This window comes from Streptomyces sp. NBC_00083 (assembly GCF_026343295.1).
Lineage (GTDB): Bacteria > Actinomycetota > Actinomycetes > Streptomycetales > Streptomycetaceae > Streptomyces.
This window is the reverse complement of record NZ_JAPELY010000001.1, coordinates 843,702-859,115: the sequence shown is the minus strand read 5'-3', so window position 1 is coordinate 859,115 and position 15,414 is coordinate 843,702. Positions and strand designations below refer to the sequence as shown.

The 15,414-nt window shown below is 74.4% G+C and carries 10 protein-coding genes; 5 read left to right on the top strand and 5 right to left on the bottom strand.

What is annotated here, in order from left to right; all coding sequences use genetic code 11:
* The first annotated feature begins 116 nt into the window (after nucleotides 1-116).
* Nucleotides 117-1,535 (top strand): FHA domain-containing protein, encoded by a 1,419-nt coding sequence (locus OOJ98_RS03705; protein WP_267053164.1) that lies wholly within the window; start codon nucleotides 117-119, stop codon nucleotides 1,533-1,535.
* Here OOJ98_RS03705 and OOJ98_RS03700 read toward each other — a convergent pair.
* Complete coding sequence (locus OOJ98_RS03700) at nucleotides 1,516-2,490, bottom strand: methyltransferase domain-containing protein (protein ID WP_267053163.1); 975 nt, start codon at nucleotides 2,488-2,490, stop codon at nucleotides 1,516-1,518. The genes OOJ98_RS03705 and OOJ98_RS03700 overlap by 20 nt on opposite strands.
* Nucleotides 2,491-2,630: 140 nt before the next feature.
* Here OOJ98_RS03700 and OOJ98_RS03695 point away from each other — a divergent pair, with 140 nt between their 5' ends.
* From OOJ98_RS03695 to OOJ98_RS03680, 4 genes are all read left to right on the top strand, one after another.
* Nucleotides 2,631-3,035, top strand: coding sequence for a globin (locus tag OOJ98_RS03695; protein ID WP_267053162.1), 405 nt, complete (start codon nucleotides 2,631-2,633; stop codon nucleotides 3,033-3,035).
* A gap of 253 nt (nucleotides 3,036-3,288) precedes the next feature.
* On the top strand, nucleotides 3,289-6,531 hold the full coding sequence (locus OOJ98_RS03690) for an ABC transporter permease (protein WP_267053161.1): 3,243 nt from the start codon (nucleotides 3,289-3,291) through the stop codon (nucleotides 6,529-6,531).
* 1 nt (nucleotide 6,532) lies between these two features.
* Complete coding sequence (locus OOJ98_RS03685; protein ID WP_267053160.1) at nucleotides 6,533-9,241, top strand: ABC transporter permease; 2,709 nt, start codon at nucleotides 6,533-6,535, stop codon at nucleotides 9,239-9,241.
* Nucleotides 9,238-10,206, top strand: a complete 969-nt coding sequence (locus tag OOJ98_RS03680; RefSeq protein ID WP_267053159.1) for an ABC transporter ATP-binding protein — start codon at nucleotides 9,238-9,240, stop codon at nucleotides 10,204-10,206. Before OOJ98_RS03685 ends, OOJ98_RS03680 begins: the two co-directional genes overlap by 4 nt.
* A 533-nt stretch (nucleotides 10,207-10,739) precedes the next feature.
* On the opposite strand, the gene OOJ98_RS03675 is transcribed toward OOJ98_RS03680, so the two are convergent.
* From OOJ98_RS03675 to OOJ98_RS03660, 4 genes are all read right to left on the bottom strand, one after another.
* Complete coding sequence (locus OOJ98_RS03675; RefSeq protein ID WP_267053158.1) at nucleotides 10,740-11,432, bottom strand: hypothetical protein; 693 nt, start codon at nucleotides 11,430-11,432, stop codon at nucleotides 10,740-10,742.
* Nucleotides 11,429-11,926 carry a thioesterase family protein gene (locus tag OOJ98_RS03670; RefSeq protein WP_267053157.1) on the bottom strand — a complete coding sequence of 166 codons (498 nt, stop codon included), beginning with the start codon at nucleotides 11,924-11,926 and terminating at the stop codon, nucleotides 11,429-11,431. Before OOJ98_RS03670 ends, OOJ98_RS03675 begins: the two co-directional genes overlap by 4 nt.
* Before the next feature lie 5 nt (nucleotides 11,927-11,931).
* A complete protein-coding gene (ettA, locus tag OOJ98_RS03665) occupies nucleotides 11,932-13,596 on the bottom strand; it encodes an energy-dependent translational throttle protein EttA (protein WP_267053156.1) in 1,665 nt (554 codons plus the stop codon).
* Nucleotides 13,597-13,902: 306 nt separating this feature from the next.
* The gene (locus tag OOJ98_RS03660; RefSeq protein WP_267053155.1) at nucleotides 13,903-15,258 is read right to left on the bottom strand and encodes a thioester domain-containing protein; all 1,356 of its coding nucleotides are present in this window, start codon (nucleotides 15,256-15,258) and stop codon (nucleotides 13,903-13,905) included.
* Nucleotides 15,259-15,414: the final 156 nt, after the last annotated feature.

The window sequence follows — 15,414 nt, the reverse complement described above, 5'->3', positions numbered from 1 at the left end:
ATCAGAAGTGAACACGAAGTAGTCGGTCACGTGCGAGTCAACGGCGTGGCCGGTACCGAGAACCACCGTGATGCAGCGGCCCACCGGGCCGGACGAGGAGAGGGGGAAGCGACTCCATGCCGACCTGCCCGAACGGACATCAGTCGGGTTCCGACGACTGGTGCGAGATCTGCGGCCATCGCATGGGCGCCGTGCCGCCGCCTCCCCCGCCGCCGCCCGCGTACGGCTACCCGGGTCCCGGCGACCCGAACGCCACCGCGCAGGCCGAGCTCTGCCCGCAGTGCCGCACGCCGCGCGAGGCCGGTGCGCCCTTCTGCGAGGAGTGCCGCTGGAACTTCCTCACCAACACGGCGACCTCGTACACCCCGCTCGCCCCGCAGCACCCCGTGCCCGCGCCCGGCCCCTCCGCCGGCCCCGGCCATGGTCCCGGCCCCGGTGCGGCGCCCGGCCCCGGCCCGGGTCTGAACCTGCCGCCCGCCTTCCAGCAGGGTCCGCCGCCCGCGCCGCGCGACCCGTACGAGTACCAGCGCTCGCGGCCCTCGCAGGTGAACCGGCCGGCCGAGCCGCTGGCCGCCGAGCCCCCGCAGCACCCCGGGCAGCAGCTGCCGCCCAACGCGTTCCAGCAGGGACCGCCCGCGCCGCCGCAGCCGTTCGGCGGCCCGCAGGGCGGGCCCCAGCAGCAGCCCTTCGGCGGTCCGCAGGGCGGGCCTCCGCCGCCGCCGTCCTTCCAGCAGCAGGGGCCGCCCGCGCCGCCGCAGGCGCAGCAGCCGCAGGGCGACGACGACTGGATGCTGCCTCCCCCGTCGTCGGCCGTGCCGGGATCGCGTCAGCAGCCCGGCTCCGACCGCGGCGACGACTGGCCGCAGCCCACGCCCGAGCGCGGCGCCGACGACTGGCCCCGGGCCACGCCGCCCGCCGCGCCCGAACGGGGCGCCGACGACTGGCCGCACGCCGCACAGCAGGCGGCTCCGCAGGCCGCGCCGCAGAGTGCCCCCGAACGGGGTGCCGAGCGGGCGGGCGACGACTGGCCGCAGGCCGCGCCCCAGGGGGCCCCGCAGGGTGCTCCCGAGCGAGGTGCTCCCGAGCGGGCAGGGGACGACTGGCCGCAGGCCGTGCCGCCGCCCGCACCGGCCGGCTGGTCGATCACGATCGGCCCGGACCGGGAGTACTTCCTGGCGATGATGCAGCGCAGCGGCCCCGAGGCGTCCGGGCTCAATCTGCCCGCGTACTCGCCCGAGCAGCAGCGTCCGCTGTCCGGCAACCAGATCACCATCGGCCGTCGCCGGCACTCCACCGGTGAGGCGCCCGACATCGATCTGTCGGTGCCGCCGGAGGACCCGGGCGTCTCGCACCAGCACGCGGTGCTCGTGCAGCAGCCGGACGGCACGTGGGCGGTGGTCGACCAGAACTCGACCAACGGCACCACGGTCAACGGCGCGAGCGAGCCGATCCAGCCCTATGTGCCGGTGCCGCTCCAGGACGGCGACCGGGTGCACGTGGGCGCCTGGACGACGATCACCGTGCGCCGGGGCTGAACGGCGCACCCCGCAGGGGCCAGGTGTGCGGCCCCTGCGGATCGTCGAGCCACGCCCACTGCGCGCCGTCCTCGACCGTCACCCCGAACCGCTCCCGCCGCGGACGCTCCTCGCGGCGCCACAGCTCGTACGCCGCGTACGGGTCGAGGCTGCCCGCCGTGAGCTGCAGCAGGAAGCGGAACAGCTCGTTCGAGGCGGCGTCGCGGGCCGGACCCTCCACGGGCGGTCCCGGCAGGGCGCCCGGGGCGGACCCGCGCAGCGGCACGAAGTAGGCCGGGGTGTGCAGGAAGCGACCCTCGGCGCGGCCCGGCCGTGTCACCCGCAGCCGGATGAGGCCGGTGGCGAGCGGGGTCAGGACCAGCGCGGCGGGCCGGCACTGCGCGAGCCAGTCGTGGGGCACCGAGCCCACCGTGCAGGTCGCCACGATCTTGTCGAAGGGCGCCCGCGCGGGGGCGCCGCGCGCCCCGTCCCCGGTGATCACGGCCGGCCGGTATCCGGCGGTCGCCAGATGGGCGCGCGCGGCCTCGGTGATCTCGGGCTCCAGGTCGACGGTGGTCACCCGGTCCTCGCCGAGCCGGTGGCACAGGAGCGCGGCGTTGTACCCGGTGCCCGCGCCGATCTCCAGGACCCGGTCGCCGTCGTCGAGCTCCAGGGCCTGAAGCATGCGGGCCATCAGGGAGGGCTGGCTGCTGGAGGAGACGAGGTCGCCGTCGCGCATCCGGGTGCCCAGCGGTGCGTCCGCGTAGGCCCCGGTCAGCCAGCGGGCCCGCCGCCCGGGGTCGGGGTCCTCGCCCCACAGCCGTACGTGGCCGCCGGGCGCGCCCTCGTAGTAGTACGGCACGAACAGATGGCGCGGCACGTCCTCGAAGGCGGCCCGCAGCGCCGGGTCGCCGAGTGCGCCGCCGGCCGCGATCTCCCGCACCAGGGCCCGCCGCAACGCCAGGTCCGTGCTCATGGCTCCACTGTGCCTACGTCCCCGGTCCTCGGCCACCGGGTCTGAGACCATGGAAGGGTGCTGCATTCACCGGGGGACGGCCCCTGGACCCCGGGTCGCGTCCCGGGGCAGGCCCGAATGACATTGCGAGGGTGTTCAACGTGACCGAGATTCCGCGCGGCACGCTCCAGGAGCAGACGTTCTACGAGCAGGTCGGCGGCGAGGCGACCTTCCGCCGGCTCGTCCACCTCTTCTACCGGGGCGTCGCCGACGACCCGCTGCTGCGCCCGATGTACCCGGAGGAGGACCTGGGCCCCGCCGAGGAGCGGCTCGCCCTGTTCCTGATGCAGTACTGGGGCGGCCCCCGCACCTACAGCGACGGCCGGGGCCACCCGCGCCTGCGGATGCGGCACGCTCCGTTCACGGTGGACCGGGCCGCGCACGACGCCTGGCTGCGTCACATGCGTACGGCCGTCGACGAGCTGGGCCTCTCCCCCGAGCACGAGCAGACCCTCTGGAACTACCTGACGTACGCAGCCGCGTCGATGGTCAACTCCGAGGGCTGAGCCCACCGCGGCCGAACGCGGGCCTCGGCCGGAGCCCGGCCGGGGCCGGGCACGCCAATCGGGGTCCCCCGCTGCCCGGTTGCCCGAATACACCCGCGAAGCGTGCCCTCCCGACCGGAACTCGGTCATCTGTGGTCGCATTCCGATCACGAAAGGGCAAGATCGCTCCGTAAGCGGTTTCCCCGACCCCGCGCCCCCTGACAGCATCCCGACCTATGTCGGGGGGATGGCCGAAAAGCCCGAGGGGGGCCGTGTGCCGGGGTTTGTCTTTCTGCGCGTCCGCGCACATCGTCTGCTGCTCATGGCGGCGCTGCTCGCCGTGCTGCTCACGACCTCGGTCCTGGCGGCGCTGACCTCGTTCTCCGGGTCGGTGTCGGACGCGGCGCTGCGCCACACCCTCGCCACCCGCTCCGCCGCACCGGCCGCGCTCGCCGTCCGGTCCGATGTGCGGCCGGAGCAGCGCCCGGCGGCCGCCGAGGCGGTACGCACCGGCGCCGGCGCCGTCTTCGACCGACTGCCCGTCACCACACGGGAGTTCACCCAGTCCGGGCCCTACGCCCTGCCGCGCTCCGTGCAGTCCGCGTACGCCCGCGCGGGCAACCCCGACCTCACGCTGTTCGCCGCGATCGACCGCTCGCGGGTCCGGCTCACCGCGGGCAGCTGGCCCACCGCGCCCGCCGCGGGACGCGGCGCCGAACTCCCGGTGGCGCTGCCCGAGTCCGCGGCGGGCCGGCTCGGCCTGCGCCCCGGCGCCACGCTCGCCCTCACCGACCGGCTCGGCGGCCCCGGCGTCACCGTGCGGATCACCGGCGTCTACCGGGCGCAGGACGTCTCGGACGCGTACTGGCGCCTCGACGAGCTGGGCGGTCGCGGTGTGCGCAAGCTCGACTTCACCACGTACGGCCCGCTGCTCGCCGACACCTCGGTGCTCGACGGCGGGCGGGTCAGCGCGGGGACCAGCGCCTGGCTGGCCTCGGCCGACTTCTCGCGGATCACCGTCGGCCGGATCGCGCAGCTCCGCACGGCCGCCACCGAGGGCCCCAAGTCCCTGGTGAAGCAACCCGTGTTCGCGGGCGGCGCCACCGCGGAGACGTCGCTGCCCGCGCTGCTCGACCAGGCCGAGCGCTCCCTGCTGGTCTCCCGCTCCACCCTGCTGATCGTGGCGCTCCAGCTCGTCCTGCTCGCCGGGTACGCGCTGCTCCTGGTGGCCCGGCTGCTGAGCAGCGAGCGGGCGGGTGAGACCGAACTCCTGCGCGCCCGCGGCGGATCGCGGCGCCAGATCATCGGGCTCGCCGCCGCCGAGGCCCTCATGCTCGCGGTGCCGGCCGCGCTGATCGCCCCGCTCCTCGCGGGCCCGCTGACCCGGCTGCTCGCCGCTCGGGGCGCGCTCGCGCGGGCCGGCCTCCCGCTGGACACCTCGCTCACCGGCACGGTGTGGCTGGTCGCCGTGCTCGTGGCGCTCGGCTGCGCCGTCGCGGTGGTGGCCCCCGCGCTCCCGGCGGGCCCGCTGCGCCGCGGCGGCCGGGCCGGCGCGCTGCCCGCTCCGGTCCGCGCGGGCGCCGACATCGGGCTCCTGGTGATCGCGGGCGTCGCCTACTGGCAACTCGACCGGCAGACCTCCGCATCGGGTTCCGGCGCGCTCAACACCGACGCGTCGGGCAGCCTCGGCATCGATCCGCTCCTGGTGGCGGCGCCCGCGCTCGCCCTGCTCGCCGGGACCGTCCTGGTCCTGCGGCTGCTGCCGCCGGCCGCCCGGCTCGCCGAACGGCGGGCCGCGGGCGGGCGCGGGCTGCCGATGGCGCTCGCGGGCTGGCAGTTCAGCCGCCGCCCGCTGCGCGGCGCGGGCCCCGTACTGCTCCTGATCCTCGCGGTCGCGATGGGCCTGCTCACCCTCGGGCAGTCCGCCACCTGGAACCGCTCGCAGAGCGACCAGGCCGACTTCCGCGCGGGTACCGACATCCGGGTGTTCGGCTCGGCCATCACCCCCTTCGGCCAGGCCGGTTCGTACGACACGGTCCCCGGCGTCACCGCCGTGGCCCCCGCGGCACGCGAGTCGGTGCCGCTGAGCGGCGGCCGGTCGGCGACCGTGCTCGCCCTCGACACCCGGGACGCCCACGGCTTCCTGCTGCGCGAGGACCTCGCGGGCCGCTCGGCCCACGATCTGCTCGCCCTGCTCGCCCCGGCGCGGGAGACCCCGGCCGGCGCCGCCTTCCCCGAGAACACCGGACGGATCCGCCTCGACGCGCGGCTGACCGGCGACACGTCGTCGGCCACGCCGCCCGGCACCGTGACGGCGACCCTGGAGGACCGCTACGGGATGCGCTACCAGTTCGGCCTCGGCCCGCTGCCCGCCGACGGCCGGGCGCACGGCCTCGACCTCGACGTGTCCGCCGCCGCGGGACGGCCCTCCGGACACCCCGCGGGCCCCCTGCTCCTGACCGGGCTCGACGTGGTCGTCCAGGTGCCGCCCGGCGCGGTCGGCCCCGGCGGGATCGCCCTGGACGGGCTGCACGCCGCCGGCCCCGACGGCATCGACCGTACGGTCGCCGTGCCGCCCGCCGCCCGGTGGACCGGGGGCAAGGAGGACCAGGACACCGCGCCGTCGTGGGTGACACAGACCCCGCAGCCCACCGTCCGCACCCTCCGTCTCACCGCGACGCAGGCCGCGCCGCCCGTGCCGGCGGCCGTCGCCGACGACCGGTTCCTCGCGTCCAGCGGCAGCAAGGTGGGCCAGACCGTCGACGTGTCGCTGGCGGGCCGGGACGTGAAGGTGAAGCTCGTGGCCCGCGTCGGACAGCTCCCGACCACCGGAAGCGGCGCGGCCGGCGCGGCGCAGGCCTCCCCCGCCGTCGACGGCGGTGGCCTCCTGCTCGACCTGCGGGCCGCCGGCCGGGTCCTCCAGCACACCGACCCGGCCTCCGGCCTGTCCGCCACCGAGTGGTGGCTGACCACCGCGCCGGGCCGGGCCGGGGAGGCCGCGGCGGCGCTCGGGGCCCGTCCGGACACCGACCCGGCGCAGATCGTGGCCCGCGCGGACATCGCGCGCCGGCTCAGCGACGACCCGCTGGGCGCGGGGCCCCAGTCGGCGCTCGCCGCCGTGTCGCTCGTCGCCGCCGCGCTCGCCGCGGTCGGCTTCTCGGTGAGCGCGGCCGGGTCGCTGCGCGAACGCGGCCAGGAGTTCGGGGTGCTGCGCGCGCTCGGCACCCCGCGCCGCCAGCTCGCCCGGCTGATCGCCGCCGAGCAGGGCGTCCTCGTCGCGGTCGCGCTGACCGCCGGGCTCGTCCTGGGCGAAGTCCTCACCCGGGCGGTGGTGCCGCTGATCGTCCTGACCGACCAGGCCGCCCAGCCGGTGCCGGGTGTCGTCGTCGAGCTGCCCGCGGGCCGGGTGGCGCTGCTGCTCGCCGGGGTCGCCGCGGTGCCGCTGCTCATCGTGGCGGCGATCGCCCTGCGGCGCACCGACCCGGCCGTCACACTCCGCGTCCAAGGGGGCAACTGACATGACCGGCACGGCAGTCACACCCTGGGTGCGCACCCGCCTGCGGACCGCTCCGGGCGCCGCGGCCGCGCTCGCCCTGCTGGTCCTGATGACGGCGTGGCCGGCCGCCGCCTACCCGCGCGGCGTCGACACGTACGAGGACGACGGGCTGCGCAGGACCGTGGCGACGGCTTCGCCCGCCCGCACCGCCCTGCAGTTCACTGCGGGTGCGCCGGGGCTCGGCGAGAGCGACGAGCAGCGGGCCGCGATGGTCGCGCCCGCCCGGCTGAAGGAGCACTTCGACACGGCGGCCACGAACGTGCCGGCCCCGCTCACGGCCGATCTGGCGCAGGCGGCGTACGGGCTGCGGACCGGGCAGAACCTGGAGTCCGACGAGCCGTATCTGCCGCGGCCCAGCGGGCTCGCGCCGCGGTTCACCGTGGCCGCCCAGTCCGGTCTGGCCGCCCACGCACGGCTCGTGGCGGGCCGGCTGCCGACCGGGCGCGCCGACCAGCGGTCGGCCACGGCCGAGGTCGCCGTCACCGCGGCTACCGCCAAAACCCTGCACATCACGACGGGTTCGGTGCTGCACGTGGACCGGATCAGCGGGCCGCGCCTCGGCCTGACGGTGACCGGCATCGTGGAACCGCTGCGGCCGGACGCCGGCTACTGGTCCGTGCAGCCGTTCCTGCGCACCCCCCAACTGGAGTCCGTGCCGTCGTCCGGCGGCGACCCCCCGCAGTTCTGGCACGGCGGCCTGCTGCTCGCGCCGGACGCCGCGCCGGCCCTGCTCGCCACCAACAGCAAGCCCGAGATCTACGCCCAACTCGGCCCGCTTTCGGGCGCGTTGAGCGCCCGGAGCCTCGACGGCCTGAAGGCGGCCGTCGCGAGCCTGCAGGCCGGGCCCGCCCTGTCGTCGATCCGGACCCGGAGCGGCCTTCCCCTCAACCTCTACACCGAGCTCGCCCCCGTGCTCACCTCCTACGGCGCGATGCGCGACTCGATCAGCCCGGTCGTCGCGGTCGCCGGGTTCGGCACCGCGACCGTCGCGGCGGTGGTACTGCTGATGGCGGGCGGCCTCGCCTCGGCCCGCCGCGCCGCCGAACTCGCCCTGCTGCGCGCCCGGGGCGGCTCACTGCGCCAGATCGCCGGGCGGCTCCTCACGGAGAACGCGGTCGTGGTGATCCCCGCCGCCGGCCTCGGTCTGCTCCTCGCCGTCCTCGTCGTACCCAACGGCCGGCTCGGCCCCGCGCTCGCCGCGGCGGGCGCGGTCGCGCTGCTCGGCTGTCTCGCCCTGCCGCTGCGCGCCGTGGCGGCCCACCGCACGGTCCGCTCCGCCGCCGAACGCACCGACCTCGTACGGGAGAAGCCCTCCGCGCGGCGCACCGTCGCCGAGCTGACGCTGCTCGTGCTCGCGGTGGGCGCGGTGTTCGCGCTGCGCCGCCGCGGCACAGCGGGCGACGCCGCCGACGGGCTGATCAGCGCGGCGCCGGTGCTCGTCGGGGTGATCGCCGCGCTGGTCCTCATCCGGCTCCATCCGCTGCCGCTGCGCTGGGCGGCCCGTCCCGCGGCCCGGCTGCGCGGCGTCGTCGGCTTCCTGTCGCTGGCCCGCGCCGGACGCGCCTCCGGCGGCGGCGCGCTGCCACTGCTGGCGCTGCTCACGGCGCTGTCGACGGCCGCGTTCGGCGGATCGGTCCTCGCCGGCACCGCCGACGCCCGCGACCTGGCCGCGCTCTACCGGACGGGCACCGACGCCCGCGTCGACGCCGTGTCCCTGCCGAAGGACCTGGCGGGGCGGGTGGCGCGGGTGCCGGGCGTGCGGGGCGTGTCGCCGGTGCACACGGAGTACGAGGTCGCCCTGCCCGGGGGCACCAAGGTGGCCGTCGCCGGGGTGGAGCCCGACTCGTACGCCCGGCTGACCGCCGGCACCGCGCTCGGTGTCGACGCCGCCCGGCTCACGGCGGTACCGGGCTCGACGGTCCTGCCCGCCCTCGCCTCGCCGGCCGTCGCCCGGCACCTCGGCAAGGAGCCGGTCAGACTGCGGGTCGCCGGCCGTGACGTGACCGTCCGCGTGAGCGCCGCCCAGGACGGCTCGGCGGCCGCACCCGGCGTCGACTACCTCTTGGTCGACGCGGCCGCCCTCCCCGCCCAGGACCCCACATCGCTGCTGGTCGGCGGTGGCTCCATCGACGCGAAGGCGCTGCGCGAGACCGTCCGGGGCAGCCAAGCCGGGGTGCGGCTGCGCTCCGAGGCGCGGCAGGAGTTCACCGACTCCCCGCTCCAGACCGGCGCGGGGCGCGTCTACGGCGCGGCCGTCGCGGCGGGCGCCGGCTATGCCGCGCTCGCCCTGCTCCTCGCGCTGCTGCGCGGCGCCCCCGAACGGTCCGCGCTGCTCGCACGGCTGCGCACCATGGGCCTCACCCGGCGCCAGGGCCGTACGCTCCTCGTCCTCGAATCGCTGCCGTCGGCGTTCCTCGCGGCGGCGGGCGGCGCCCTCACCGGCTGGGCGTCGATCGCCCTGCTCGCGCCCGGCATCGACCTCACGGGCCTGGCACTGGCCACCACCAGCGGCCTGGCACCGGTCGGCGCCCGGCTGCGCGCCGACCCGGTGTCGCTCGCACTGCCCGCCGGGTGCGTGCTGCTCCTCGCGACGGGCGTGGCGGCGGCGCAGGCGTGGTGGAGCGGCCGCCGTGGATCCATCACCGAACTCAGGGCAGGAGACGCTCGATGACGACATCGCCCCCATCGCTCGACGACCTGGAGCGCCGGGCGACCGCCCACCGCGACCGGCCGGCCTACGGCCACGACGCGCTGATCGCCTGCGACCGGCTGGTCCGCGTCTTCACCACCGACGGCGTGGAGGTCCAGGCCCTGCAGGGGCTCGATCTCCTCGTCGCCGAGGGCGAGTTGATGGCACTGGTCGGGGCGTCGGGCAGCGGCAAGTCGACGCTGATGAACATCCTGGCGGGCCTCGACGTGCCGACGGCCGGAGCGGCCCGGGTGGCGGGGCGCGACCTGCTCGCCATGGACGCGGGGGCCCGCCTCGGCTACCGCCGCGACGTGGTGGGCTTCGTCTGGCAGCAGACCGCCCGCAACCTGCTGCCGTACCTCACGGCGGTACAGAACGTGGCCCTGCCCATGCAGTTGCACGGCGGGCTCGCCAAACGGAAGAAGGCCGAACGGGCCGACGCGCTCCTGACCATGCTGGAGGTCGCGCACTGCCGCGACCGCAGGCCCCACCAGATGTCGGGCGGCGAGCAGCAGCGCGTCGCGATCGCGGTGGCCCTCGCCAACAGCCCCTCGGTGCTCCTCGCCGACGAGCCGACGGGCGAACTCGACTCGGCGACCGGCGAGCAGATCTTCGGGGCGTTCCGCAAGGCCAACGAGGAGCTGGGCACGACGATCGTGATCGTCACCCACGACCAGGCGGTGGCGGGCGAGGTCCGCCGCACGGTGGCCATCCGCGACGGCCGCACCTCGACGGAGGTGCTGCGCCGCACCCAGATCGACGCGGCGACGGGCGAGGAGTCCCTGGTGGCCCGCGAATACGCGATGCTCGACCGAGCGGGCCGCCTGCAACTCCCGGCGGAGTACACCCGCGCACTGAACATGGAACACCGGGTGGCCCTGGAACTGGAGACGGACCACATCCAGGTGTGGGCGGACGAGCGGTGGCCCTCCGGGGGCGAGCGGTGAGGCGCGCTGGGCGGGGGCGTCGCGCCCCCAGGTGGGCCGGCCTTGGCAGCATGCCCAGTGCAACCACCTCAGCCCGTCCGGCGATTGAGGACGAGCGCCCTCAAGGCGCGAACGGGGCCTGGGGCGGAGCCCCAGCAACCCCGCCTCCGAGTGCGGACCGTGCCTGGCTGGTCGCGCAGTTCCCCGCGCCCCCGACTACTCCATGCCGGGCGGCACGCACATCCCCAGCCCGTCCGGCGATTGAGGACGAGGGCCGTTCAGGCCCGAAACGGGGTCTGGGGCGGAGCCCCAGGCAACCCCGCCTTCGGGTGCGGACCGTGCCTGGCTGGTCGCGCAGTTCCCCGCGCCCCCGACTACTCCATGCCGGGCGGCACGCGCATCCCCAGCCCGTCCGGCGTTTGAGGAAGCTACTCCACGCCGGGCGGCATGCACATCCTCAGCCCGTCCGGCGATTGGCGGCGGGATCGATGCCGGGCCAGCTCAACACCGTTGGGCCTTCAGGGGCGGCACGGAGCCCCGGCCCTGGCTGCCGGCTACGCCGGGGTTACGGAGAGGCCGACGACGCCCGCGCGGCGCAGGGCGATGGAGCCGTACGGGGTGCGCAGGCGGAGCCAGGGGCCGGAGGCGAAGAGGGCGGCCGGCTCGGGGGCGGACGGGGCGCCCGCCGAGGCGAGCGCGCGGACCGGGCGCAGGAAGCCGAGGGACTGCGCCGCGTGGACGGCCCGCAGCGGCAGGTCGGTCGAGCCGAGCGTGCGGGACCAGATCTCGCGCCCGATCAGCTCACGCTCGGCGCTGGTACGCCTCTCCTCGGGCAACGCCGCGTCCCTGGCCCGGAATTCGGCGACCGCGGCCGCGACCGCGCCCCGCATCCGTTCCGGCTCCGGCAGCCCCGGCACCGGCTGCCAGCCACCGCGCGGCGGCAGCACCCCGGCCCACGGGGGCCCGGTGACGGCCGAGGGAACACCCGCCGCGCACGCCGGCTCGTCCAGGGATTCCAGGAGTTCACCCGCGGAGACGGTCACGTCCAGCGCGACCGCGTCGTCGCAGAGGCGGGCCGTGCGGATCGCCAGCACCTCGAAGGAGGGCGGCCGGCCGAAGACGGCCAGCGCCCCGCCGCCCGCCTGGAGGCGGACCGCGGCGGCACGGTCGTAGTGGATCAGCCGTCCCAGGAAGGCGGCGAGATCCGCCACCTCCCTCGCGTCGTCGAACCGGAGCACCGCGCTCATGCCGCGGCCCGCTCCTGCCCGCCGGTGGACGCGCCGTCGACGGAGGACGCACCCTCGGACGCGCCGCCGGCGGACGCGCCGTCGTCGAGGTACCCCTTCAGGAAGGCCTTCTCCTCGGCGGTGATCCGCCGCGGCCGGCCCGCCGCGAGATCGAAGGGCACGACGACGGTCGACGCGGTGACGTACACCTGCCCACCCTCCTCCGGGTCCTTGATCTCGTACGCGATGGTCAGGGACGCCGCCCCGATCTTCGTCACCCACGACTCGATGGTCACCGGCTCGTGCCGGTGCACCAGGGGCCGCTTGTAGTCGATCTCATGCCGGGCCACGACGGACCCGCCCTGGAACGACGGCGACCCGTCACCCGGCGCCAGCCGGAACATGAAGTCGATGCGGGCTTCCTCCAAGTAGCGGAGGAAGACCACATTGTTGACGTGCCCGAAGGCATCCATGTCCGACCAGCGCATCGGGCAGCGGTAGATATGACGGCTCACTGGACTCAGCCTCGCGTGAGCTTCTTGTACGTGGCGCGGTGCGGCCGGGCCGCGTCCGCACCGAGGCGCTCGACCTTGTTCTTCTCGTACGACTCGAAGTTGCCCTCGAACCAGTACCACTTGGACTCGCCCTCGTAGGCGAGGATGTGGGTGGCCACCCGGTCCAGGAACCAGCGGTCGTGGGAGATCACGACGGCGGCACCGGGGAACTCCAGGAGCGCGTTCTCCAGCGAGGACAGCGTCTCGACGTCGAGGTCGTTGGTGGGCTCGTCGAGGAGCAGCAGGTTGCCGCCCTCCTTGAGCGTGAGCGCCAGGTTGAGGCGGTTGCGCTCACCACCGGAGAGCACACCGGCGGGCTTCTGCTGGTCCGGGCCCTTGAATCCGAACGCGCTGACGTAGGCGCGCGACGGCATCTCGACCTGGCCGACGTTGATGTAGTCGAGCTCGTCGGAGACGACGGCCCACAGCGTCTTCTTCGGGTCGATGTTGGCGCGGCTCTGGTCGACGTACGAGATCTTGACGGTCTCGCCGATCTTGATGGAGCCGTTGTCCGGCGTCTCAAGACCCTGGAGCATCTTGAACAGCGTGGTCTTGCCGGCGCCGTTGGGGCCGATGATGCCGACGATGCCGTTGCGCGGGAGCGTGAAGCTCAGGTCGTCGATGAGGACCTTGTCGCCGAACGCCTTGGAGAGGTTCTCGACCTCGACGACGATGGACCCGAGGCGCGGGCCCGGCGGGATCTGGATCTCCTCGAAGTCCAGCTTCCGCATCTTGTCGGCCTCGGCGGCCATCTCCTCGTAACGGGCGAGGCGCGCCTTGGACTTGGTCTGACGCCCCTTGGCGTTGGACCGCACCCACTCCAGCTCTTCCTTGAGCCGCTTCTGGCGCTTCTCGTCCTTGCGGCCCTCGACCTTGAGGCGGGCCGACTTCTTGTCGAGGTACGTGGAGTAGTTGCCCTCGTAGGGGATCGCGCGGCCGCGGTCGAGTTCGAGGATCCACTCGGCGACGTTGTTCAGGAAGTACCGGTCGTGGGTGACGGCGACCACGGCGCCCGCGTACTTCGAGAGGTGCTGCTCCAGCCAGTTCACCGACTCGGCGTCGAGGTGGTTGGTGGGCTCGTCGAGGAGGAGCAGGTCCGGGGCCTCGATGAGCAGCTTGCAGAGCGCCACGCGGCGCTTCTCGCCGCCGGAGAGGTTGACGACGGGCCAGTCGCCGGGCGGGCAGCCCAGCGCGTCCATGGCCTGCTCCAGCTGGGCGTCGAGGTCCCAGGCGTTGGCGTGGTCAAGGTCCTCCTGGAGCTTGCCCATCTCGTCCAGCAGCGCGTCCGAGTAGTCCGTCGCCATGAGCTCGGCGACCTCGTTGAAGCGCTTGAGCTTGCCCATGATCTCGGCGGCGCCGTCCTGCACGTTCTCCAGGACCGTCTTCGCCTCGTCGAGCTGGGGCTCCTGCATGAGGATGCCGACGCTGTAACCGGGCGACAGGAAGGCGTCACCGTTGGAGGGCTGCTCAAGGCCCGCCATGATCTTGAGAACGGTGGACTTACCGGCACCGTTAGGACCGACCACACCGATCTTCGCGCCGGGCAGGAAGCTCAGCGTGACGTCGTCAAGGATCACCTTGTCGCCGTGCGCCTTGCGCGTCTTGCGCATGGTGTAGATGTACTCAGCCAAGAGAAACCGTCCGGCAGTGTGAATCGGGCTGTGGGCAGATACACCCCATCTTGCCAGGGGTCCACCCTTCGGAGGAAACGGGTTCCACCCCGGCCCCGCTATCCGGCCGCGCAGCGGCCCCCGGGGTAGCCGGGTGGTGACGCGCTGTGGTCGCCGGTCGGTGAGCGTCCCCGCCGCGTGCCGGAGCAACCGCGACGGCCCCGGTACGCAGCTGCGTACCGGGGCCGTCGGTCGTCGGCGGGTGGTCACCGCGGGCTCACTTGCGTGGGCCGCCGGCTTCTGCCTGCTGACGGGGCGGGCTGGTGCCTACTGACCGGCCGTCTTCTTCTTGCGGAGGAAGAACACCGCGCCGCCGCCGACCAGGACCAGCGCGACAGCCGCGCCGGCGATCATCGGGGTGGAGCTGGAGCTGCCGGTCTCGGCGAGGTTGGTGCCGCCGGTGGTGCCGGTGGAGCTGCCGCCGGCCGAGGCCGGGCTGGGCTTGGAGGACGGGGTGGACGGGGCGGGCGACGGGGTGCCGGTGCCGGCCGTCTTGCAGTCGAGGACGCCGGAGAAGTGCTGGCCGGCAAGGGTGAAGTCGTACTTCTGATCCTCGGCGACGGGGAACAGGAGGGTCTTGGACTCACCGGGCTTGACGGATCCGAGGGTCTTGCCGCCGACGGTCACCGGGTAGGCCTTGTCGCCCTTGTTGGTGACGGTGATGTCCACGCCGCCCTTGGCGCAGTCCTTCTTGACCGTCACGGCGGGCATCGCACCCTGCTCGGCCCAGGTCACCTTGGCTTCGGCGTTGACCGTCGAGTCGCTGGAGCCGGCCAGGATCTGCGTCTGGCTCTTGGAGTCACTGGCGAACGCGCGGCCGACCGGCACCTGCGTGGTGGCCGAGAGGCGCACGGTACCGGCACCGGGCTGGGCGCCCGCCGGGACGTCGAAGTACAGCTCGCTGCTGTTGGTGGCGGCGGAGAGGCTCTTCCCTGCCTTGTCGATCACCTTGACGCCCGCGCCCTTGAGCTCCTCGGACGGGGTGACCGTCACCTTGCCGGCGTTGGTGTGGACGATGATCGGGCCGAGCTTCGAACCGGCCTTGCCCGCGACCGACGCGTTGTCGAGGGTCAGGGAGGCCTTGGGCTCCTCAACGACCTGTGCGCTGCTGACCAGCCACTCGGCGAGCTGCTCACCGACCTTGTTCTTGACCTCGACGGTGGCGCCGTCCGAGTAGTGCCAAATGGCTGCCTGGGTGGCCGCCGCGGCCTCGGCGTTGTTCAGCTTCCCCTTGATGCCCGCGGCCGCGGCCAGCTGGCCGAGGTCGTTCTTCTGCGGGTAGGAGTTCTCGAGGATCCAGCGGATCTTGCCGGCATCCTTGTTGTTCGCCAGCGAGGTGCCGCTCCACGGCGTCTCGCGGTACTTGGCCTCGTGCTGCGTCGGGTTGTGGATGTCGATGCAGTACGTGCGCAACGTACCGCCGCCGTCCACGTTCATCCGGAACAGGCCGGCCGAGACCTTCTGCCTCTTGCCGTGGTCACCGATGATGAACGCGTCGGCGAACGAGCCGGGCTCCAGGCCCTGGATGGTGGCGGAGGCACCGCCCTGACCCTGCTGGTCCGGCGTGTCCGCGAAGGACGTGCCCGCACCGGCTATCGCACCGACCGCGACGAGGCCCGACACAGCAGTGACGGTGGCGAGGCGCAGTGCACCCCGCTTGCGGGCAGAAGGCCCGTGAACGGCTGAAAACACAGAATTCCCCTTCGGGCGAGGCGCTTTCGCATGTGGTGCGCGTGCACGAGGGGTGCGCGTGGGGGAAGTGCCTCGCCGGCAGACTCA

Coding starts and splice junctions, on each gene's coding strand:
- OOJ98_RS03705 (WP_267053164.1), top strand. CDS start 117: ATGCCGACCTGCCCGAACGGACATCAGTCGGGTTCCGACGACTGGTGC.
- OOJ98_RS03700 (WP_267053163.1), bottom strand. CDS start 2,490: ATGAGCACGGACCTGGCGTTGCGGCGGGCCCTGGTGCGGGAGATCGCG.
- OOJ98_RS03685 (WP_267053160.1), top strand. CDS start 6,533: ATGACCGGCACGGCAGTCACACCCTGGGTGCGCACCCGCCTGCGGACC.
- OOJ98_RS03680 (WP_267053159.1), top strand. CDS start 9,238: ATGACGACATCGCCCCCATCGCTCGACGACCTGGAGCGCCGGGCGACC.
- OOJ98_RS03675 (WP_267053158.1), bottom strand. CDS start 11,432: ATGAGCGCGGTGCTCCGGTTCGACGACGCGAGGGAGGTGGCGGATCTC.